At 71.6% G+C, this 21,564-nt stretch carries 21 protein-coding genes; 11 read left to right on the top strand and 10 right to left on the bottom strand.

Annotation, left to right across the window (positions count from 1 at the left end):
- The 4 genes from tilS to folE form a co-directional block, all read left to right on the top strand.
- A partial coding sequence (gene tilS, locus JS521_RS21375; RefSeq protein ID WP_205084554.1) for a tRNA lysidine(34) synthetase TilS occupies positions 1-930 on the top strand: 930 nt, incomplete at its 5' end.
- A 108-nt stretch (positions 931-1,038) separates the two neighbouring features.
- A complete protein-coding gene (gene hpt / locus JS521_RS21370) occupies positions 1,039-1,578 on the top strand; it encodes a hypoxanthine phosphoribosyltransferase (protein ID WP_003968263.1) in 540 nt (179 codons plus the stop codon).
- Positions 1,579-1,761: 183 nt separating this feature from the next.
- On the top strand, positions 1,762-3,819 hold the full coding sequence (ftsH, locus tag JS521_RS21365) for an ATP-dependent zinc metalloprotease FtsH (protein WP_205084553.1): 2,058 nt from the start codon (positions 1,762-1,764) through the stop codon (positions 3,817-3,819).
- Between the two features lie 163 nt (positions 3,820-3,982).
- Complete coding sequence (gene folE / locus JS521_RS21360) at positions 3,983-4,588, top strand: GTP cyclohydrolase I FolE (RefSeq protein ID WP_056700396.1); 606 nt, start codon at positions 3,983-3,985, stop codon at positions 4,586-4,588.
- A gap of 67 nt (positions 4,589-4,655) precedes the next feature.
- Here folE and JS521_RS21355 read toward each other — a convergent pair whose 3' ends face one another.
- The 7 genes from JS521_RS21355 to JS521_RS21325 form a co-directional block, all read right to left on the bottom strand.
- Positions 4,656-5,144, bottom strand: coding sequence for a DUF3180 domain-containing protein (locus JS521_RS21355; protein WP_118904020.1), 489 nt, complete (start codon positions 5,142-5,144; stop codon positions 4,656-4,658).
- A gap of 74 nt (positions 5,145-5,218) precedes the next feature.
- Positions 5,219-5,830 (bottom strand): 2-amino-4-hydroxy-6-hydroxymethyldihydropteridine diphosphokinase, encoded by a 612-nt coding sequence (gene folK / locus JS521_RS21350; RefSeq protein ID WP_205084552.1) that lies wholly within the window; start codon positions 5,828-5,830, stop codon positions 5,219-5,221.
- Positions 5,827-6,186, bottom strand: a complete 360-nt coding sequence (gene folB, locus JS521_RS21345) for a dihydroneopterin aldolase (RefSeq protein ID WP_003968268.1) — start codon at positions 6,184-6,186, stop codon at positions 5,827-5,829. Before folB ends, folK begins: the two co-directional genes overlap by 4 nt.
- Before the next feature lie 247 nt (positions 6,187-6,433).
- On the bottom strand, positions 6,434-6,907 hold the full coding sequence (locus JS521_RS21340; RefSeq protein WP_205084551.1) for a nuclear transport factor 2 family protein: 474 nt from the start codon (positions 6,905-6,907) through the stop codon (positions 6,434-6,436).
- Positions 6,904-7,767, bottom strand: a complete 864-nt coding sequence (folP, locus tag JS521_RS21335) for a dihydropteroate synthase (RefSeq protein WP_443732186.1) — start codon at positions 7,765-7,767, stop codon at positions 6,904-6,906. The genes JS521_RS21340 and folP overlap by 4 nt, the downstream gene beginning before the upstream one ends.
- Before the next feature lie 28 nt (positions 7,768-7,795).
- Positions 7,796-9,661: a phosphatidylglycerol lysyltransferase domain-containing protein gene (locus JS521_RS21330; RefSeq protein ID WP_205084550.1), complete on the bottom strand. Its 1,866-nt coding sequence runs from the start codon at positions 9,659-9,661 to the stop codon at positions 7,796-7,798.
- A 292-nt stretch (positions 9,662-9,953) separates the two neighbouring features.
- Complete coding sequence (locus tag JS521_RS21325; protein WP_205084549.1) at positions 9,954-11,126, bottom strand: ABC transporter ATP-binding protein; 1,173 nt, start codon at positions 11,124-11,126, stop codon at positions 9,954-9,956.
- A 159-nt stretch (positions 11,127-11,285) separates the two neighbouring features.
- Here JS521_RS21325 and JS521_RS21320 point away from each other — a divergent pair, with 159 nt between their 5' ends.
- The 4 genes from JS521_RS21320 (at position 11,286) to JS521_RS21305 (ending at position 15,102) form a co-directional block, all read left to right on the top strand.
- Positions 11,286-12,059, top strand: a complete 774-nt coding sequence (locus JS521_RS21320; RefSeq protein WP_239487605.1) for an ABC transporter permease — start codon at positions 11,286-11,288, stop codon at positions 12,057-12,059.
- Between the two features lie 3 nt (positions 12,060-12,062).
- Positions 12,063-12,737: an ABC transporter permease gene (locus tag JS521_RS21315; protein ID WP_205084548.1), complete on the top strand. Its 675-nt coding sequence runs from the start codon at positions 12,063-12,065 to the stop codon at positions 12,735-12,737.
- Between the two features lie 78 nt (positions 12,738-12,815).
- Positions 12,816-13,787, top strand: coding sequence for an ABC transporter substrate-binding protein (locus JS521_RS21310; protein ID WP_205084547.1), 972 nt, complete (start codon positions 12,816-12,818; stop codon positions 13,785-13,787).
- Between the two features lie 136 nt (positions 13,788-13,923).
- Entirely contained in the window at positions 13,924-15,102 is a 1,179-nt protein-coding gene (locus tag JS521_RS21305; RefSeq protein WP_205084546.1) for a hypothetical protein, read from the top strand.
- A gap of 37 nt (positions 15,103-15,139) precedes the next feature.
- On the opposite strand, the gene JS521_RS21300 is transcribed toward JS521_RS21305, so the two are convergent.
- Positions 15,140-16,282 (bottom strand): NADH-quinone oxidoreductase subunit D, encoded by a 1,143-nt coding sequence (locus tag JS521_RS21300; protein WP_205084545.1) that lies wholly within the window; start codon positions 16,280-16,282, stop codon positions 15,140-15,142.
- A 38-nt stretch (positions 16,283-16,320) separates the two neighbouring features.
- Positions 16,321-17,358, bottom strand: a complete 1,038-nt coding sequence (locus tag JS521_RS21295) for an SAM-dependent methyltransferase (RefSeq protein ID WP_205084544.1) — start codon at positions 17,356-17,358, stop codon at positions 16,321-16,323.
- A gap of 96 nt (positions 17,359-17,454) precedes the next feature.
- Between JS521_RS21295 and JS521_RS21290 the strand changes: the two genes are divergently transcribed.
- From JS521_RS21290 to JS521_RS21280, 3 genes are all read left to right on the top strand, one after another.
- Positions 17,455-18,657: a sensor histidine kinase gene (locus JS521_RS21290; protein WP_205084543.1), complete on the top strand. Its 1,203-nt coding sequence runs from the start codon at positions 17,455-17,457 to the stop codon at positions 18,655-18,657.
- A gap of 121 nt (positions 18,658-18,778) precedes the next feature.
- Positions 18,779-19,453 (top strand): response regulator transcription factor, encoded by a 675-nt coding sequence (locus tag JS521_RS21285; RefSeq protein ID WP_205084542.1) that lies wholly within the window; start codon positions 18,779-18,781, stop codon positions 19,451-19,453.
- A 20-nt stretch (positions 19,454-19,473) separates the two neighbouring features.
- Positions 19,474-20,082, top strand: coding sequence for an AAA family ATPase (locus JS521_RS21280; protein ID WP_307847931.1), 609 nt, complete (start codon positions 19,474-19,476; stop codon positions 20,080-20,082).
- 113 nt (positions 20,083-20,195) lie between these two features.
- On the opposite strand, the gene JS521_RS21275 is transcribed toward JS521_RS21280, so the two are convergent.
- Positions 20,196-21,308 carry a DUF5937 family protein gene (locus tag JS521_RS21275; protein ID WP_205084555.1) on the bottom strand — a complete coding sequence of 371 codons (1,113 nt, stop codon included), beginning with the start codon at positions 21,306-21,308 and terminating at the stop codon, positions 20,196-20,198.
- Positions 21,309-21,564: the final 256 nt, after the last annotated feature.

Here is a 21,564-nt window from a genome sequence, read left to right as displayed (position 1 = left end):
CTCCCCGAGCGCCCCGACACCCCGCTCGTCCTCGTCGCCTGCTCCGGCGGCGCCGACTCCATGGCGCTCGCCTCCGCCCTCGCGTTCGAAGCCCGCAAGCTCGGCGTCCGGGCCGGCGGCATCACCGTCGACCACAACCTCCAGCCGGGCTCCGGCCTCCGCGCCGCCGAGGTCGTCACCCGGCTCGCCGCCATGGACCTCGACCCCGTCGAGGCCGTCGCCGTGCACGTCGGACGCGAGGGCGGCCCCGAGGCCGCCGCCCGCGACGCCCGCTACGCCGCGCTGGACGCCGCCGCCGAACGACACGGCGCCGCCGCCGTCCTGCTCGGCCACACCCGCGACGACCAGGCCGAGACCGTCCTCCTCGGCCTCGCCCGCGGCTCCGGCATCCGCTCGCTCTCCGGCATGGCCGCCGCCTCCGGACCGGCCGGCCGCTACCGCCGCCCCTTCCTCCAGCTCGACCGGCAGACCGCCCGCAAGGCCTGCCTGGTCCAGTCGATCCCCGTGTGGGACGACCCGCACAACATCGACCCCGCCTACACCCGCTCCCGGCTGCGCCACGAAGGGCTGCCCGCCCTGGAGAAGGCGCTCGGCAAAGGCGTCGTCGAAGCCCTCGCCCGTACCGCCCAGCTCTCCCGCGACGACGCCGACGCCCTGGACTCCTGGGCCGCCGAGGCCGAGCTGTCCGTCCGCGACGAGACCGGCCGCCTGGAGTGCGCGAAGCTCTACGCCCTGCCGCCCGCGGTACGCCGCCGGGTGCTGCGCCGCGCACTGATCGAGGCCGGCTCGCCCCCCGGCTCCCTCTTCGCCCGGCACCTCGAAGAAGTCGACCGCCTGATCACCGGCTGGCGCGGCCAGCGGGCCATCAACCTGCCCGGCCGCGTCGAGGCGCTGCGGCAGGGTGGCAGACTGGTCATTCGGCAGAGCTGACGCGCGAGCGGCTGAAGTGCAGACGAACCGCCGCCCGCCCGGGCTTACCCGGACCGGCGGGCCGGGGCGTCGGCAGCACAGAAAGAGACGTGGGTGAACGAGAAGGACATGGGTACCGACCTTCAGTCGGTGCTCCTCACCAAGGAAGAGATCGACGCGAAGCTCGTCGAGCTGGCCGCGAAGATCGACGCGGAGTACGCGGGCAAGGACCTGCTGATCGTCGGCGTCCTCAAGGGCGCGGTGATGGTCATGGCGGACCTGGCGCGCGCGCTGTCCACCCCCGTCACGATGGACTGGATGGCCGTCTCCTCGTACGGGGCGGGCACCCAGTCCTCCGGCGTCGTGCGGATCCTCAAGGACCTCGACACCGACATCAAGGGCAAGCACGTCCTGATCGTCGAGGACATCATCGACTCCGGACTGACGCTGTCCTGGCTGCTGTCCAACCTGGGCTCCCGGGAGCCGGCCTCGCTGGAGGTCTGCACCCTGCTGCGCAAGCCGGATGCCGCAAAGGTCGCGATCGATGTGAAGTGGATCGGTTTCGACATCCCCAACGAGTTCGTCGTCGGCTACGGGCTGGACTACGCGGAGAAGTACCGCAACCTGCCCTTCGTCGGCACGCTGGCCCCGCACGTCTACGGCGGCTGACCCCCGGGCGGACGGTGGGGAACCCTCACCGCCTCCGGGCCGTTGGAGCTTCGAAAGCAGGTTTCTCCGCCGCACCCAGCGGTCGCCGGTGCCCATGCTGAGGTACCGTCCGAAGAACACTCTTTTACAACAGCAGCATTTCACTACTGGGCAGGAGGGACGGGGCGACTTCGCTCCGTGTGGATGGACGTGAAGCGATACTTCCGTGGGCCGGTCATGTGGATCGTGCTGGCCGTCCTCGCCGTGGTCGTGTTGATGCAGGTCGTCGGCTCGTCGGGCGGCTACAAGACGGTGGACACCGGCAAGGTGATCCAGGCGATCAGCAAGGACCAGGTGGAGCAGGCCAAGCTGACCACCGGTGACGAACAAATCCTCAAGATCGAACTGAAGGACGGCCAGAAGCTCGAAGGCGAGTCCGGCAGCAAGTTCCAGGCGAGCTACATCGGCAACCAGGGCGTCGAGCTCGCCGACACGCTGCAGACGAAGTTCGAGGCGGGTGACATCGAGAAGGGTTACACCGTCTCGCCGTCGAAGCAGTCCCCGTTCGTCTCGATCCTCCTCTCGCTGCTGCCCTTCGTCCTCATCGTGGTCGTCTTCCTGTTTCTGATGAATCAGATGCAGGGCGGCGGTTCCAAGGTCATGCAGTTCGGCAAGTCCAAGGCCAAGCTGATCACCAAGGACACCCCCAAGACGACCTTCGCCGACGTGGCGGGATCCGACGAGGCGGTCGAAGAGCTCCACGAGATCAAGGAGTTCCTCCAGGAGCCGGCGAAGTTCCAGGCCGTCGGCGCCAAGATCCCCAAGGGCGTCCTGCTCTACGGGCCGCCCGGTACGGGCAAGACGCTGCTCGCGCGCGCCGTCGCCGGCGAGGCGGGCGTCCCGTTCTACTCGATCTCCGGTTCCGACTTCGTCGAGATGTTCGTCGGTGTCGGTGCCTCCCGAGTGCGTGACCTCTTCGAGCAGGCCAAGGCGAACGCCCCGGCGATCGTCTTCGTCGACGAGATCGACGCCGTCGGCCGCCACCGCGGCGCCGGCATGGGCGGCGGTCACGACGAGCGCGAGCAGACGCTCAACCAGCTGCTCGTCGAGATGGACGGGTTCGACGTGAAGGGCGGCGTCATCCTGATCGCCGCCACGAACCGCCCGGACATCCTCGACCCGGCGCTGCTGCGCCCGGGACGCTTCGACCGGCAGATCGCGGTCGACCGCCCCGACATGCAGGGCCGCCTGGAGATCCTCAAGGTGCACCAGAAGGGCAAGCCCGTCGCGGAGGGCGTCGACCTCGGCGCCGTCGCCCGGCGCACGCCCGGCTTCACCGGTGCCGACCTGTCGAACGTGCTCAACGAAGCGGCGCTCCTGACGGCGCGCACCGACAAGACGCGCATCGACAACGAGAGCCTCGACGAGGCGATCGACCGTGTCGTGGCGGGCCCGCAGAAGCGGACCCGGATCATGTCCGAGAAGGAGAAGAAGATCACCGCGTACCACGAGGGTGGACACGCCCTGGTCGCGGCGGCCTCCCCCCAGTCGGACCCGGTCCACAAGATCACGATCCTCTCCCGCGGCCGCGCCCTCGGTTACACGATGGTGCTCCCGGAGGAGGACAAGTACTCCACGACCCGCAACGAGATGCTCGACCAGCTGGCGTACATGCTGGGCGGGCGTGCGGCCGAGGAGCTGGTCTTCCACGACCCGACCACCGGTGCGGCGAACGACATCGAGAAGGCCACGGCGACGGCCCGCGCGATGGTCACGCAGTACGGCATGACGGAGCGCCTCGGCGCGATCAAGTTCGGCGGCGACAACTCGGAGCCCTTCCTGGGCCGCGAGATGGGCCACCAGCGCGACTACTCGGAAGAGGTCGCGGCCCTGGTCGACGAGGAGGTCAAGAAGCTCATCGAGACCGCCCACAACGACGCGTGGGAGATCCTCGTCGAGAACCGCGACATCCTCGACGCCCTGGTGCTCGAACTCCTGGAGAAGGAGACGCTGGGCAAGGACGAGATCGCGGAGATCTTCGCCCCGATCGTGAAGCGCCCCGCCCGCCCGGCCTGGACCGGATCCGCCCGACGCACCCCGTCGACGCGGCCCCCGGTGCTCTCTCCCAAGGAGCTGGCCCTCACCAACGGCGCCTCCGTCGCCAACGGTTCGGCCACCCCGCCGGAGATCGCCCCGACGGACCTGACGAAGGACATCGCCCCGTCCACCGAGGCGATTCCCGAGGACCGTCCCGAGAGCTAGCCCCGGCCCGCTCCGGTGAGACCCCCGTCACGGGGGCCGACCCGGTCCCGGAATGGATGCCGCGCCCCCCAGGTTTTAGCCTGTGGGGGCGCGGCTTTTCCGTATGCCTGCGATGTCTGGGCGCGAACCCGCGCACGGGACAGCACAGAGGAACGAGGCACAGATGACCGACCCGGTGACGTTGGACGGCCAGGGTTCGATCGGCGAATTCGACGAGAAGCGGGCCGAGGCGGCCGTACGCGAACTGCTGATCGCCGTCGGGGAGGACCCGGACCGCGAGGGTCTGCGGGAGACGCCGGGGCGGGTGGCGCGGGCGTACAAGGAGATATTCGCGGGCCTGTATCAAGAGCCCGAGGACGTTCTGACGACCACGTTCGACCTGGGTCACGACGAGATGGTGCTGGTCAAGGACATTGAGGTGTTCTCGACCTGTGAACATCATCTGGTGCCGTTCAGGGGCGTCGCGCACGTCGGCTACATCCCCGCCTCCACCGGGAAGATCACCGGCCTGTCCAAGCTGGCCCGGCTGGTCGACGTCTACGCCCGCCGCCCGCAGGTCCAGGAACGGCTGACGACCCAGATCGCGGAGTCCCTCATGTCGATCCTGGAGCCGCGCGGCGTCATCGTCGTCGTCGAGTGCGAGCACATGTGCATGTCGATGCGCGGGATCCGCAAGCCGGGCGCGAAGACGCTGACCTCCGCGGTGCGCGGTCAGCTCCGCGACCCCGCGACGCGCGCCGAGGCGATGAGCCTCATCATGGCGCGCTGACGCCCCGGAATACGGAACAAGGGCCCGCCTGCCGCTGACGAGCAGCAGTCGGCCCCCCCGTCGTGCGTTACGCCGCAGCCGTGCCCGTGCCGTCGTGGTCGTTGCCGTCCTCCGGGAGGCGGCAGACGCGTTCCAGGAAGAAGGCGGCCGCGATGACGCCGATGCCGGCGATCACCGCCGCGCCCGCGTAGATGGCCTGGTCGCGGCGGGGCGGGATGTCGAGGTAGCTCAGGAGGAAGACGCCGGTGCCGCCGTACATGCCGGCGACCAGGGCGGCGACCAAGGCGCTCGCCTGGCCGAAGACGACCGCGCGGGCCGCGAACAGGGGCTCGACGCCCTTGGCGCCGGGGCGGCGTTCGCGCTGGGCGCGGAGGCGGGTGCGGGTGGAGAGGGCGGTCGCGAGGAGGATCACCGCGATCACCGCGAGCACGATCGACGCGGCCAGCGGGACGCTCGGCAGGGTGCCGAAGGAGTCCCAGAGGCGGGCCCCGCCCCAGGAGAGGACACCGGCGGCGGCGAAGAGGCCCGCCAGTACCCCGAGCCGTAGTTGCTTCACCGAGTGAGCCGCCCTTCGCGCCGCCTGTGCCCGGTCCGGCCGTGCGCCGGACCACCGTCCGTCGAGCCTAACGATTACTCCGGCAGGCGCAGTTCCAGGTCGGCGCGGGGCAGCACGCTGTCGCGGCCGACCTGTGCGAGGAGCTGGGCCACCGCTCCGGCGCCGGGCAGCTGGGCCTCGGGGTCCACGTCGTGCCAGGGGGCGAGGACGAAGGCCCGCTCGTGGGCGCGGGGGTGGGGGAGCGTGAGCACGGGGTCGTCGGAGAGGACGTCGGCGTACGACACGATGTCGACGTCGATGGTGCGCGGGCCCCAGCGCTCCTCGCGGACCCGGTCGAAGGCCTCCTCGACGGCCTGGCCGCGCTCCAGCAGGGAGGCGGGGGGCAGCGTCGTCTTCACGAGGATGACGGCGTTGAAGTACGACGGCTGGGAATTCGCCTCGACGCCCCAGGGCTCCGTCTCGTACACCGGGGAGACGGCCTTGACCCGCAGGCCCGGGGTGTCCTCCAGGGCGTCGACGGCCCCCTGGAGGGTCTCCAGGCGGTTGCCCAGGTTGGAGCCGAGGGAGATCACGGCCATCTTGGGGTTGGAGAGCGTGACGTCGGCGGCGTCCACCTGCCGGACGACGGCGGTCGGAACCGGCTGTACGGTCGGGTCGCTCTGCCCTTCGGTCGAAAATGCAGTCATGCTCGGCTCCGGGTGATGGTGATGGTCACGTCGTCGAAGGGGACGGTGATCGGCGCGTCCGGCTTGTGCACCACGACCTCGACCTCCTGGACGCCTTCGTGCTTCAGGCACTGCTGGGCGATGCGCTCGGCGAGCGTCTCGATCAGATCGACCGGTTCGCCGGTCACCACGTCGACGACCTCCTCGGCCACCACGCCGTAATGCACGGTGCGGGCCAGGTCGTCGGTGGCTGCCGCGGGGCGGGTGTCGAGGCCGAGCACCAGGTCGACGATGAAGGTCTGGCCCTCTTCCCGTTCCCGGGGGAAGACGCCGTGGTGCCCACGGGCCTTGAGGCCGCGCAGCGCGACACGATCCACGCGAATCACTCCTGCTGTCGTTGGTCGAGAGGCACCCGGCCGCGTGCGGGCGGCGAGGTGCCTTCTTTCGAATCTACCTGCGAGCACCGGCAGTGCTCGCCCGTGGGGGCCATGGACAACGCCTCACCGGGCTGGTAGCCGCCCATACCCCTCGGTGATCGGTTCCAATCCCTACCGGTCCCGTACCCACTCGGGAGGGTGTTTCCTACCCGGGAAGGGGTTTCCCCGTCGGGAGGGGGACTCTCCGTCAGGAAGGGGTCTCCTCGTCGTCGTCCTCGTCGGACTCCGTCAGGACGGGCGACCCGTGGTGGGACCAGAGCTTCCAGCCGTCGGGAGTGCGCCGGAACACGTTCGTGGCGACGACCAGCTGGCCCACCAGCGGTCCCAGCGCGTTGCCCTCCTCGGCCGGGCCGCCGCTGAGGATGTTCTCGGTGCAGGTGACCAGCGCGGTGTCGCCGGTCATCGCGATGTTGACGTCGGTCAGGAAGAACTGGATGTACTCGGTGTTCGCCATGATCAGGGCGTAACTGCGCAGCACCTCGCCCCGCCCCGTGAGCACCGGCCAGCCGGGGTGGACGCAGGAGACGGTGAGGTCCTCGCCGGGCAGCCAGCTCCCGGCGAGCGCCTCGTGGTCGCCGCGTTCCAGCGCCTCGTAGAAGGCGGTGTTGGCGGCCTCGACCTCCGCGATGTCGGCGGCGGCCTGTGCGTGCTCCTCGTTCACGCGGCTCCCTCGACTGCGCGGGCGACGCGGACCGCGTCGGCGGTGGCCCGCACCTCGTGGACCCGGACCGCCCAGGCGCCGGCCTGCGCGGCGAGGGCCGAGACGGCCGCGGTCGCCGCGTCGCGTTCGCGGGCGGGCGGCGGGGCGGCCGCCCCCGGACCGGTCAGGACGTGGCCCAGGAAACGTTTGCGGGAGGCGGCCACCAGCAGCGGGCGGCCCAGGGCGTGCAGCTCGGTCAGGTGCGCGACGAGCTTCAGGTCGTGGGCGGCGTCCTTCGCGAAGCCGAGGCCGGGGTCGATGACGACGCGCTCCGGGGCGACCCCGCCCGCGATCACCGCTTCCATCCGCTGCCGCAGCTCGTCGATGACCTCGGCGACGACGTCCCCGTACACCGCGCGGCTGTTCATCGACTCGCTGAAGCCGCGCCAGTGCATCACGACGAACGGGACCTCGGCGGCGGCGACGGCCGGGATCATGTCCGGGTCGGCGAGGCCGCCGCTGACGTCGTTGACCAGGACGGCCCCGGCGGCGACGGCCTGCTCGGCGACGCGGGCGCGCATGGTGTCCACGGAGACGGTGACGCCCTCGGAGGCCAGGCCCTTGACGACCGGGATCACCCGGCGCAGCTCCTCGGCCTCGTCCACCCGGCTGGCGCCGGGACGGGTCGACTCGCCGCCCACGTCCACCAGGTCCGCACCCTCGGACATCAGGTGCAGGCCGTGCTTGACCGCCACCGTGGTGTCGAACCAGCGGCCGCCGTCGGAGAAGGAGTCGGGCGTCACGTTGACGACGCCCATGACCGCGCAGCGGTCCCACTCCGGCAGCCCTCGGACCGTGCCCCGCGTGCGTGACGTACTCATACGACCAGACTAGGGCGTGTCGTCCGGATCACGCCGCGCTCACCTCGTGCTCCGGGCGCGTACGCGCGGTGTGACCGCACGGGCGGGGCGTGCGGGGCCGGAACGGGCGTGGCGGCGAGAGGTTCACGAAGCCCTCCGCCCGCATCGCCGCGATCCCGATGCGGGGCAGGTCGCGGCTGGTGCGGAAGACCACGAAGCGGGGCTCCCAGCGGGGCTTGAACTTGGCGTTGAACCTGTACAGCGACTCGATCTGGAACCAGCGGGAGAGGAAGACGAGGAGCCCTCGCCAGCAGCGCAGCACCGGGCCCGCGCCGAGCCGCTCGCCGCGGGCCAGCGCGGAGCGGAACATCGCGAAGTTCAGCGAGACCCGGGCGACGCCGAGCTTCCCGGCGGCCTGGAGGGAGGCGACGATCAGCAGCTCGTTCATGCCGGGGTCGGCCGCGCGGTCGCGGCGCATCAGCTCCAGGGACATCCCGTCGCGCCCCCACGGTACGAAGTGGAGGACGGCCTTCAGGTCGCCGTGCGGGGAGCCCTCCGTACCGGAGCCGGGCAGGTGGGCGGTGGCGATCACGCAGTCGCCGTCGGCCGGGTCGCCGATCCGGCCGAGCGCCATGGAGAAGCCGCGTTCGGTGTCGGTGCCGCGCCAGTCGGCGGCGGCGCGGCGGATGCGGTCCAGCTCGGCGTCGCCGATGTCACGTGCCCGCCGGACCCGGGTCTCGTAGCCGCCGCGTTCGATGCGCTTGACCATCTGGCGGACGTTGCGCATGGCGCGTCCGGCGAGGGAGAAATCCGCCACGTCGACCACCGCCTCGTCGCCCAGCTCCAGGGCGGTGAGGCCGGTCTCGCGGATCCAGACCTGGCCGCCGGTCTCGCTGCAGCCCATCACGGCGGGGGTCCAGGAGTGCGCCCGCGCCTCGTCCATGAAGCGCTCGATCGCGCCCGGCCAGGCCTCCACGTCGCCGATGGGGTCGCCGCCGGCCAGCATCACCCCGGAGACGACCCGGTAGCAGACGGCGGCCTTGCCGCTGGGGGAGAAGACGACGCCCTTGTCGCGGCGGAGCGCGAAGTGGCCGAGCGAGTCCCGGCCACCGTGCCGCTCCAGCAGCTCCCGCAGCCGGCTCTCGTCGTCCTCGGTGAGGCGGGCGGCCGGGTGTTCGGGGCGGAAGGCGAGGTAGATGGTGGTGACGGCGGTCAGCAGGCCGAGCGCGCCGAGTGAGTAGGCCACCGTCCCGCTGGTCCTCCCGGCGTAGTCGACGGGGCCCTCGACGCCGAACAGGCCGTACAGCACGTGCTGGAGACGGTCGGCGATCGACGGGTCGCCGACGACCCGGCCGGGGTGGACGCTGACGATGACCAGCCCGAGCCCCAGCGAACCGGCCCCGAGCAGCACGAAGTTGGCAAGCGCCCGCCAGCGGCTGCGCGGGTCGGGCAGCGCCCGGAACTGGTCGCGATGGCGTACCAGCAGCCAGCAGAGCGTCAGCGAGACGAGCACGCCGACGATCGAGTGGCGGTACGCGAACTGGGCCACGGCCCCCACGGGCAGCAGGACCACCGCCGCCCGCCAGGCCCGCCGCTTGTGCCGCTTCAGCCCGTGCGCGAGCAGGAGCAGGAGCATCCCCGCGCTGAGCGAGAGCGCGGCGGCGAACGGGCCGAGCGCCCCGGGGAGCACCTCGGCGAGGGTGTGCATCCGGCTGTGCCGGAAGCGGGGGAAGACCCCGGCGGCGACGTCGATCAGCCCGACGACGGTGCAGGCGGTGCCGACAAGGGCGGGTACGGATTCGGGACGCGGCCCGCGCAGCAGCCGGCGGACGCCGCGCAGCGTGCGTGTCCGGCGCGTCCGGTGCGGCCGGTGCGGAACCGATACTGACTTATCCCCATCTAGCGTGACAGACATCGTTTCCTGTGGCTTCGCGAGAGATTCCTGTAGTCCGTCCCCGGGCCGGGGCCCTGCGGACGGTGTGCGCCCTCTAGGACGTGGGCCGGGGAGTGCGGGTTCACCCACATTTCGGAAATTCCCCGCATCCGCACCTCTACGTCATCGCGGAGAGAGCACGCTCATGGGTCTCGCCGGCGTTGGAGTGGCTGAGCGCCCGGCTCGGCGAGGGCTGAACCGGGCCGGGCAGGGCAGGGCAGGGCCGGGCCGGGCCGGGAGAGCCGGGGTCGGGGCCGCCCCGCCCCGGATGGTCCTACGCGGTCGCCACCGTCTCCACCGCGACCTCCGCGCGCGGTACGTCCTGGGCGTCCGCGTCGATCGAGCGGCGCAGGGCCTCGTGCAGCCGGGCGGGGGTCAGGACGCCGAGGAAGCGGCCCTCGCTCTCCTTGTCGATGACCGCGATCCAGCCCGCGTCGTGCTGGAGCATGGTGGCGAACGCCTGCTTGAGGGGTGCGCCGAGCGGGAGCCAGGCCTCCATCCGGCGGGCGTACTCGCGGACGGTGCCCTCGGCCGTGGCGTCGGCGGTCGCGTCGGCGGGGATCCAGCCGTGGAGGTTGTCCCGGCCGTCCAGGACGACCGCCCAGCGCGCGCCCTCGGCCCTGAGCCGTTCGGTGGCCGTGGCCAGCGGGTCGTCGAGGTGGACGACCGGCGGCTGGTCGAGGTCGCTCTCCTCGATCGGCGTCACCGAGAGCCGTTTGAGTCCGCGGTCCGCGCCGACGAAGTCGGCCACGTACGGGGTGGCGGGAGCCCCGAGCACGGTGGCGGGGGAGTCGAACTGCTCGATGCGGCCCTGTCCGTAGACAGCGATGCGGTCGCCGAGGCGGACGGCCTCCTCGATGTCGTGCGTGACGAACAGCACGGTCTTACGGACCTGGGCCTGGAGTTTCAGGAATTCGTTCTGGAGGCGTTCGCGGACGACCGGGTCGACCGCTCCGAAAGGCTCGTCCATGAGGAGAACGGGCGGATCGGCGGCCAATGCGCGGGCCACGCCCACGCGTTGACGCTGCCCGCCGGAAAGTTGTTCCGGATAGCGGTCACCATAAACGGAAGGGTCGAGTCCGACGAGGTCGAGGAGTTCGGCGGCGCGTTCGCGTCCCTTTCCGCGCTTCCAGCCCAGCAAGTGGGGAACGGTCGCGGTGTTCTCCAGCACCGTCTTGTGCGGGAAGAGGCCCACCTGCTGGATCACGTAGCCGATGCGGCGGCGCAGGTCGACGGGGTCGACGGTGGATATGTCGTCCCCGTCGAGGAATATCCGGCCCTCGGTCGGTTCGATCAGCCGGTTCACCATCTTCATGGTGGTCGTCTTGCCGCAGCCGGAAGGTCCGACGAGCGTGACCAGTTCACCCTCGGCGACCTCGAAGGAAAGGTCGTCGACGGCGGTGGTGCCATCGGCGTACCGCTTGGTGACGTGCTCGAAACGGATCATGGTTCCCCATTGTGGAGGGCGTTCTGTGAAGGGCATGTTGCCGGAATGCGACAGCCTCCGCGATTGTCAGTGGTCGAGGATAGGCTCGTCAGTCATCAGTTCGATCCGGGCGATCCGGGGCATCCGGCGTGACGAGGGAAAGCAGGAGGTGGGGGGCGGATGGCCGAGCAGAGCTGCCTGGTGACGAACGACTGGATCTGCGGGGAGTATCTGCGCTCCCGCAGCCAGGAGTTGATCGACGCGACCGTGCAGCACATCGGGATCACGGTGGTCTCGGTGCTGATCGGGCTCGCGGTGGCCCTCCCGCTGGCGCTGCTGGCCCGCCGGGGTCCGCGCTTCGCCGGACCGGTGCTCGGGCTGACGACCGTGCTCTACACCGTGCCCTCGCTGGCGATGTTCTCGCTCCTGCTGCCCCTGTTCGGGCTGTCGGCCGCGCTCGTCGTCACGGGCCTGGTGCTCTATTCGCTGACCATCCTCGTGCGCAACATCCTGGCCGGGCTCGAAGCGGTGCCGCAGGAGGCCAGGGAGGCCGCCCGCGGCATGGGGTACGGGCCGGCCCGGCTCCTGTGGGAGGTGGAGCTCCCGCTGGCACTGCCCGCGGTGATGGCGGGGCTGCGGATAGCCACCGTGTCGACGGTCGCGCTGACCACGGTCGGATCGCTCGTCGGCAAGGGGGGCCTCGGCAATCTCATCGAGGACGCGCTGCCCAGCTTCTTCAAGGCCCAGGTGCTCACCGCCGCGGTGCTGTGCGTGCTGCTCGCGGTGACGGCGGACCTGCTGCTGCTCGGCCTCCAGCGGCTGTTGACGCCCTGGACCCGGATATCCGGGGCGGTCGTCCCGCCGTCCGGCCCCGTGAAAGCCGAGGCGTCCGCGTCCGGCCCGGTGAAGGCGAAGGCGTCCGCGTCCGTCCCGGCGAAGACAGAGGTGGGCTGACCCGTGGGAGTCATCGGCGACGCCTGGACCTGGCTGACCACCGGGGCCAACTGGTCGGGGGACGGCGGGGCCGCGCACCGGCTCGGCGAGCATCTGTACGTGAGCGGGGTCGCCCTCGCGGTGGCCTGCGCGATAGCCCTGCCGCTCGCCCTGTATCTGGGGCACATCGGCAAGGGGGGCGCCCTCGCGGTGAACCTCTCCAACGTGGGGCGGGCCGTCCCGGTCTTCGCGGTGCTGGCCCTCTTCATGGTCACGCCCCTGCGCAACTCGGGGTACTGGCCCACGATCATCGCGCTGGTGCTGTTCGCGGTGCCGCCGCTGCTGACCAACGCCTATGTCGGGATGCGGGAGGTGGACCGGGCCGTGGTGGAGGCCGCGCGCGGCATGGGGATGTCGGGCGGGCAGCTCTTCGTCCGGGTCGAGCTGCCGCTCGCCTACCCGATGATCATGACCGGGCTGCGGTCCGCGGCCGTCCAGGTCGTGGCCACCGCGTCGATCGCCGCGATGGTCGGCCTCGGCGGCCTGGGCCGGATCATCACCGCCGGGTTCAACACCTACGACACCGCCCAGGTCTTCGCGGGCGCGGTCCTGGTCGCCGGTCTCGCCCTGGTGGTGGAGGGCGTGCTGGCTGGCCTGGACCGGCTGCTCTCCCCGCTGCGCCGCCGCAGGCCCGCGTGAGCGCACAGCCCATTTTTTTCGACGTGCTTTCTTCTGGTCACTTTCTTCACTTTCTTCTGTTCGGACGGAGAACAACACATGAGCAGGACCTCGCGGATAGCCGGAGCGGTCATCGGCATGGTGGCGCTGGCCGGGTCGCTGGCGGCCTGCGGCGGCGACAGCCTGGAGCAGGAGAAGGGCGGTTCGGACTCCTCGGCCGGTGACGGGAAGAAGGGCTCGCTGGTCGTCGGTTCGGCCTCGTTCACCGAGTCCAAGGTGCTCGCCGAGCTGTACGCCCAGATCCTCGGCGACGCCGGGTACAGCACCTCGGTCACCACGGTGAAGAACCGTGAGCTGTACGAGCCCTCGGTGGAGAAGGGCGAGATCGACGTCGTACCGGAGTACGCCGCCACGCTCGCCGAGTTCCTCAACGCCAAGGTCAACGGGGCGGACGAGGCCCAGGCCGAGCCGGTGGCCTCCGGGGACGTCGAGGCCACGGTCTCCGCGCTGAAGCAGCTCGCCGAGCCGCTGGGGCTCACGGTCCTCCCGGCCGGCAAGGCCGTGGACCAGAACGCCTTCGCGGTGTCGAAGGAATTCGCCGAGAAGAACAGCCTCAAGACGCTTTCCGATCTCGGGAAGTCGAAGCTGAAGGTGAAGATCGCGGCGGGCGACGAGTGCGAGGTGCGGCCGTTCTGCGCACCCGGTCTGAAGAAGGCGTACGGCATCGACGTCACCGGGATCGACCCCACGGGCGTCGGTACGCCGGTGTCCAAGCAGGCCGTCCGGGACGGCAAGGCCCAGCTGGTCCTGACGACCACCACGGACGCGGTGCTGGACGGGCTGGTGTTCCTGGAGGACGACAAGAAGCTCCAGAACGCGGACAACGTGCTGCCGGTCCTGAATACCAAGGACGCGGGCGACCCGGAGATCGCCGACGCGCTGGGCAAGCTCACCGCCGCGCTCACCACGGAGGATCTCGCCGAGCTGAACCGGAAGGTCGACGCGGAGCGGGCCAAGCCGGCCGATGTGGCCAAGGAGTATCTGGAGTCGAAGGATCTGATCGAGAAGTAGTTCTTGATCAATAGGCAAAGGACCGTGGAGAGGACTGGCCGTGGAGAGGGCTTCCGGGGGGCCGCGAGGTAACCGGCGGGGAACAGATTTCCGGGCGGCTCCCCAAGTGGCCCGCACACACGGTAAATTTCAGGCCATGCCACGTGGACGCCACCGCCATTCGCCGCCCCTCCACAGAATCCTGCCCCCCTCCGTGGTGGCGGGAGTGTCGGTCGTCGGTGCAGCCGGCGCCTGGCTGCTGGCCGAACCCCTGGTCCTGCGCGGCCTGGTGGCCGCCGTGGCGGCCGCCGCCGTGACCGGTGCGTATCTGATGCGCAGCTGGGACCGGGCGGCGGGGCTGCGGGTCGCCGAGCTGACCCGGGCCCGTGCCAGTGACGAATGGCGGGCCGAGGAGCGGATAGCCGAGCTGGAGCAGGATCTGGAGGAGTCGCGCGAGCTGCGCACCCGTCTGGAGACCAAGCTCCGGCGCAAGCGGGTGGAGCTCGCGGGGCTGCGCGGCGAGCACGCCGGACTGCTGCGGCGCTACGCCAACGCCGAGACCGAGCGGGCCAGCGCGCTGGAGGGCCGCAGGCAGCTCGCCATCGAGGCCGCGGCCCCCAAGGAGCTGCTGCCCGCGCGCTCGACGCCGACCCCCGAGTCGTACCGGCGCGCGGACGAGGCCCTGATGAACCTCACGCGCAACGCGGCGCTCCAGGAGACCCGCCGCACGGTGGAGGCGGTCCGGCAGCGCCAGCTCGCCGTCGCCGACCGGCACCGGGATGCGGAGGCAGAGAGCCCGCAGGGGAAGCACGCGGCGGCCACCGGGGCGGGCGAGCACCGGGACCACCAGCACGGCCGCCCCTCGACCAACCCGCCCGCCCCGGCCGCGAACACCCAGAACGCGCAAGCCCAGAACGCGCAAGCCCAGAACGCGCAAGCCCAGAACGTGCACGCCGAGAAGGCGGACGCCCGGAACGCCAACGCCCAGAACGTGGCCACACGGGCGCTCGCCAAGGCCCCGGCCGCCATCGCGCCCGTGCGTGTGCCGCGGGCGATCCCGGCCGCCTCGGCCGTCGTCCCGTACGCCACCGCGCGCCGCCACCTGGCGCCTCAGGGCAACTTCGACTTCTTCGGCACCCAGAACGCCCAGAAGGCGAACGCCGCGATCGAGTCGGTGCAGAACGAGGACCTCGCGGACGTCGTCGGCGAGGAGGCGCTCGCCGCCCACCGCACGGGCGCCGTGCCGAACCAGGCCGTCGGCAAGGTCATCGACCTCACCGCGCACGACGAGACCGAGCAGATCGACGTGGCACAGCTGCGCGGCGCGGTCTCCTGAGCCCCAAGAGGCCCGGGCCCGCCCGCCACGTGGTCCGCTACTTGTCGATGTCCCCGACGACGAAGAACAGCGACCCCAGGATCGCCACCATGTCGGCGACCAGGGTGCCCGGCAGCAGCTCGGTGAGCGCCTGGATGTTGTTGAACGAGGCGGAGCGCAGCTTCAGCCGGTAGGGCGTCTTCTCGCCCTTGGACACCAGGTAGTAGCCGTTGACGCCGAGCGGGTTCTCCGTCCAGGCGTACGTGTGGCCCTCGGGGGCCTTGAGCACCTTGGGCAGCCGCTGGTTGATCGGCCCGGGCTCCAGGCCGGCCATCCGGTCCAGGCAGGCGTCCGCCAGGTCCAGGGAGTTGAGCGTCTGCTCCAGCAGGCACTCGAAGCGGGCCAGGCAGTCGCCCTCGGTCCGGGTGACGACCTTCAGGGTGTCCTGGAGCTCCCCGTACGCGAGATACGGCTCGTCGCGCCGCAGGTCGAAGCCGACGCCCGAGGCGCGGGCGATCGGCCCCGACACCCCGTACGCGTGCACCGCTGCGGCGGACAGCACGCCCACGTCGCGCGTACGGCCCCGGAAGATCTCGTTGCCGAGGACGAGGTTCTCGTACACGTCCATGCGGGAACGGACGGAGGCGACGGCGTCGCGGACCCGCCCGGCCCAGCCCGCCGGGACGTCCTCCTTGAGGCCGCCGACCCGGTTGAACATGTAGTGCATCCGGCCGCCGGAGACCTCCTCCATCACCGCCTGGAGCTCCTCGCGCTCCCGGAAGGCGTGGAAGACCGGGGTGATGCCGCCGAGTTCGAGGGGGTAGGAGCCGAGGAACATCAGGTGGTTGAGGACCCGGTTCAGCTCGGCGAGCAGCGTCCGCGTCCACACCGCGCGCTCGGGGACCTCCATGCCGAGCATCCGCTCGACGGCCATCACCACGCCCAGCTCGTTCGAGAACGCGGACAGCCAGTCGTGCCGGTTGGCGAGCATGATGATCTGCCGGTAGTCGCGCGCCTCGAAGAGCTTCTCCGCGCCCCGGTGCATATAGCCGATGACCGGCTCCGCGTGCTGGACGCGCTCGCCGTCCAGCACGATCCGCAGCCGGAGGACCCCGTGCGTCGAGGGGTGCTGGGGACCGATGTTCAGCACCATGTCGGTGCTCTCCGCCGCTCCGCCGATGCCGATCGTCGTCTCCGTCATGCGGGACAGTATTCCCTGCGCCCGCTGTGCGGGAGCGGTCACCCGGGCTCCGGTAGCCCCACCCGGTGCAGCAGCCAGCCGAAGTCGCCGAGGCCGCCGCGCGCGGTCAGCTCCGCCGCCTCGCCCGCCGCAGCCAGCCCCCGTACGTAACCCGCCGGATCGGTGGCAGCCAGGCTCAGCGGCGGCCGGTCGCCGCCGATGCCGAGGCGGTGCAGCGCCGCCCGCTGGTCGGTCAGCTCGGTGCTCGCGTGCGCCACGGCCGAAGACACCGCCGCCGCGCAGGCGTCCAGCGCCACATGGGCCGTCAGGTCGCAGGAGCCGTCCGGCACCGGACGCGCCTCGCGCCCGCCCCGGAAGCCGGTCAGCGTCCCGAAGGGCGGCCGGGCGCCCCGTACATGCGCGTAGTCCACCGCCACCGCGAGACCTGCGGTCAGCGAGCCGACCGCCCGCGCCCAGGCCGCGTCCCGGGGCCGGCCGATCTCCGCCCGCTCGCCCGGCCCGGACAGCGGCCACCAGCGCTCCAGCCACGCCGCGTCCGCCCCGGTCACCGGCGGACCGAGCCGCTCCGCCCCGTCCGAGGTCCGCACCTGGACGTACCGGGGGACGCCGTCCGCGTCCGCCTCGGCCACCTCCACCGGAACGTTGTCCAGCCACTCGTTGGCGAACAGCAGCCCGGTGACCCCGGCGGGCAACTCCGCGCACCACTCGATCCGGGGATCCAGCCCCGGGGGCCGGGCCGCGACCTCGACGGCGTACGGGATCACCTCCAGCCCCTGTGGCACCTCCAGCCCCTGTGGCACCTCCAGCCCCTGTGGCAGCGCGGCCAGCACTCCGGTCAGCAGCTCGCCCCGCCCCGCCCCGACGTCGACCAGCGCGACCGTGCCGGTGTCCAGCTCTCGTGCGATTCCGGTCAGCAGCCGGGCCACCGCGGTCGCGAACAGCGGTGAGGCGTGCACCGAGGTACGGAAGTGGCCCGCCGGCCCCTCCGGGCTCCGCAGCGGGCTGCGATAAAAGCCCCTATCCCCGTACAGAGCGGCCTCAGCCGCCTCCCGCCAACCGCGCCACTCGTCCGTCACATGGGCAAGTCTCCACCTTGGGGAGTACGGTCCCAGGACCTGGATCGGCCCTCCGGTTGACCCGGGCACCTATCCGCTGTCCCTACGCTGGGTTACGTGCAGCGCCTCTACGACTTCATCCGCAGACACCCGACGGGCGTCGACGGCTTCTGGGCCGTCTTCCTCCTCGGGCTCTCCGGCATGTCGATGGTCTCGGGCATGTACGACGCCGGGCGCGAGGAGATCGTCGCGGTCCCGGTCGCGCTGGGGTTCTCCACCGTCGTGGCGCTGCGCCGCAAGGCCCCCGAGAAGATGCTGCTGCTCGCCATCCTGGTGGGCGTCGTCCAGCTGGTGTTCGACGTCCGGCCGGGCGTCGGGAACTTCGCGATGCTGGTGATCACCTACACGGTGGCCACGGTCGGGGAGCGCTGGGCCTCCCGGCTCGCCCTGATCGGCAGTCTGAGCGCGGCGGCCCTGTCCCAGCTGCGGTGGGAGGCCGAGCCCGGCGGGTCCTGGGTCCAGGTGATCTTCGTGACGGTCATCATGACCGTGCCGTTCGTGCTGGCCTGGGTGCTCGGGGACTCGCTGCGGACCCGGCGGGCCTACTTCGACCAGCTGGAGGAGCGTGCCGCCCGCCTGGAGCGGGAACGCGAGGCGCAGTCCAAGGTCGCGGTCGCCGCCGAGCGCGCCCGGATCGCCCGCGAGCTGCACGACGTCGTCGCGCACAACGTGTCCGTGATGGTCGTTCAGGCCGACGGCGCCGCCTACGTCATGGACGCCGCCCCCGACCAGGCCAAGCAGGCCCTGGAGACCATCTCCGGCACCGGCCGCCAGGCGCTCGCGGAGATGCGGCGGCTGCTCGGGGTGCTGCGGACCGGTGACGCCCCGGAGAGCGGGGAGTACGTCCCCCAGCCCGACGTCGAACAGATCGAGGACCTGGTCGCGCAGGTGCGGCAGACCGGCCTGGAGGTCGACTTCAAGGTCGAGGGCACCCCGCGGCCGCTGCCCAGCGGCGTGGAGCTGACCGCGTACCGCGTGGTGCAGGAGGCCCTGACGAACACCCGCAAGCACGGCGGGCCCGACGCCGGGGCCAGCGTCCGGCTGGTCTACTTCGACGACGGCCTCGGCCTGCTGATCGAGGACGACGGCCGGGGCGCGGCGCACGAGCTGTACGAGGACGGCGGCGCGGACGGCGCCGGGCACGGAATGATCGGGATGCGGGAGCGGGTCGGCATGGTCGGAGGCACCCTGGACGCGGGGCCCCGGCCCGGCGGCGGCTTCCGGATCAGCGCCCTGCTGCCGCTCAAACCCCCGGGCTGACCGGCCTCACGACCCCTCCGACTCCTCCGGTCCAACTCCTCCGATCCGACTCCTCCGCCCCCTCCGACCACGACCGATCCCCAGGAACCGACCCCCAGGACAGGACGCGATCCTCATGACCATGGCCATCCGCGTGATGCTCGTCGACGACCAGGTGCTGCTGCGGACCGGCTTCCGGATGGTGCTCGCCGCCCAGCCCGACATGGAGGTCGTCGCCGAGGCCGGGGACGGGGCGGAGGCGATCGAGATCCTGCGGTCCACGGCCGTCGACGTGGTCCTGATGGACGTCCGCATGCCCCGGCTGGACGGCGTCGAGGCGACGCGTCGCATCTGCGCGCAGCAGGACCCGCCGAAGGTGCTCATCCTGACCACCTTCGACCTCGACGAGTACGCCTTCTCCGGGCTCAAGGCGGGGGCCAGCGGCTTCATGCTCAAGGACGTGCCGCCCGCCGAGCTGCTCGCTGCGATCCGTTCCGTGCACAGCGGCGACGCGGTCGTCGCCCCGTCCACCACCCGCCGGCTGCTCGACCGCTTCTCGCCGATGCTGCCCAGCGGCGACAAGGAGCCGAAGAACAAGCACGTCGGCAAGCTCACCGAACGCGAACGTGAAGTCATGCTCCTGGTCGCCCAGGGCCTGTCGAACGGGGAGATCGCGGCCCGGCTCGTGCTCTCCGAGGCCACGGTCAAGACGCACGTCGGCCGCATCCTCACCAAGCTGAACCTCCGCGACCGGGTCCAGGTCGTCGTCCTCGCCTACGAGACCGGCCTGGTCAGGGCCGGCGGCGGCGCGGGCTGAGGAGAGGCGGGAGGCCGGCCGTGGGCACGCTGCTGTGGATCAACGGACCGTTCGGGGGCGGCAAGACCCAGACGGCGTACGAGCTGCACCGGCGGCTCCCCGGCAGCGTGGTCTGCGACCCCGAGCACATCGGCTTCGGGCTGCACCGGACCCTGCCGCCCCGCCTGCGCGGCGACTTCCAGGACCTGACGTCCTGGCGCTCCGGCGTACGCGAGGTGCTCGGCGTCGCCGCCGGGAGCCACCCGGGGCCGGTGATCGTCCCGATGACGCTGGTCGACCCGGGGTACTTCGCCGAGATCGTCGGGCGGCTGCGCGAGGACGGCCACACCGTCCACCACAGCACCCTGCTCGCCGACCGGGACACGGTCCTGCGCCGGCTGCGCGAACGCGGTCTCGGGCGCGGGCTGAAGCGGGAGAGCTTCGCGGTGGGCCGGCTGGACGACTGTCTGGAGCGGCTCGCGCGCCCGGAGTTCGCCCGCCACATCCGTACGGACCGGGCGACGGTCCCGCAGGTGGCGGACCTGGTGGCCGGGGCGGCGGGCCTGACGCCGCTGCCGGACACGGACGGCCGGCTGCGGCACCGGCTGCGGCGGACCTGGACGGGCGTGCGGCACATCCGCTTCGACTGACACCCCGGGCTGAGGGGAGCCGGACCGGGCCGAGGAGGAGCCGAATCGGGCCGAGGAGGCAGCTGAGGCATTCCGGGCCGAGGGGGCACCCAGGGCCTGAAGGGAGGGCAGGCTCAGCGCAGGACACCCTCCAGGAAGTCGCTGCCGAGCCGCGCGACGACCGTCAGGTCCAGCTGGTGCAGGACGTAGCGCCCCCGCCGGCGCGTGGTGACCAGGCCCGCCTTCTTGAGCACGGACAGATGCCGGGACACCTCCGGCGAGGTGATGCTGTGCGACTCGGCCAGTTCGCCGGTGGTGTACGGGGAGCGGGCGAGGTTGCGGCACAGCCTCATCCGCATCGGGTGGGCCAGGGCCTCCATCCGCAGCTGGAGCTGTTCCACGGAGGCGGGGGACGGCAGATCCGGCATCCGGACCGGATAGTGGATCACCGGCCGCCAGTGATGGGCGTGCAGCACCGTCAGGTGCGGCCAGCCGAAGCTGGTGGGGACGAGGGTGAGCCCGACGCCGACGTCCGGGGCGACGGCGGTGGTCCGGCCCTCGGTCAGCTTGTCGACCGTGATCCGCTCGGCGGTCTCGTCCAGCGTCAGGGCGGAGGAGACCGCACCGATCGCCTCGGCGAGCCCCTTGCGCCGCAGCAGCTCGGTCTTGTGCCGGGCGTCGGCGACCAGCTGGACGGAGACCCGCTGCCAGGTGTCCGCGAAGAACGCCTGGTCGCAGTCCTCCAGGAGCCGCCGGATCCACCCGCGTACGGAGACGGGGTCGGTCAGCAGCCGCTTGGTGAACTCCACCTGCCGCGGGCCGCGCGCCGCCGCCATGTCCAGGGCCCGGGCCCGCATGGCCGGGTCCGTCAGCGGGGACGGGGCGTCGCTCCCGTACAGGCTGGAGCAGGTGAACTCCGTGGCCGCCGCGACGAACCGCTCGTCGTCGAGCCGGTCGAGGATGTCCAGGTCCTCCGCCAGGGTCGCCCCGGTCCTGCCGTCGCCGCCGCGGATGCCGGAGAACGGCAGGAAGATGTCGGCGAAGGTGTTCCGCCACAGGAACTCCGCCTCCAGCATCCGGTCGGCGAGGTCCGGTTCCAGGGCCGCCGCGGTCGCGGTGACCCAGCCGTGCAGCCCCGGATGGTGGCCGGGCTCGGAGAGCGCGTGCAGGGCGAGGCCCAGTTCGGCGAGGGGAGAGGTCGCGAAAACGACGCGTTCGGCGGGCAGTCCCGCGATGTCTATGTGCACGCTCACCCCTCCATAGTGGGGGTACGGGCACCGGGCCGACGTTCCATTTGACGGGGGCCGTCAATCAACGCGCGGGCCCGCCGCGACCTGCTCAGGCTGGAGTCATGGACGCCATCCAGCAGCACATGCTCGACACCTACCGCGCGGCCCAGCTGTCGGAGCCCGCGCCCCCGCCCCCCGGCCGCCACGACCGCTCGGTCCTGCGCGACCTGTACCGCCACTGGCTGACCCACCCACCAACCCACCGGACGAACAC

Source organism: Streptomyces durocortorensis (assembly GCF_016901035.1).
In the GTDB taxonomy this organism is placed as follows: domain Bacteria; phylum Actinomycetota; class Actinomycetes; order Streptomycetales; family Streptomycetaceae; genus Streptomyces; species Streptomyces durocortorensis.
Note: the sequence above shows the minus strand (reverse complement) of the source record. Positions and strands in the feature narration are given on the sequence as shown.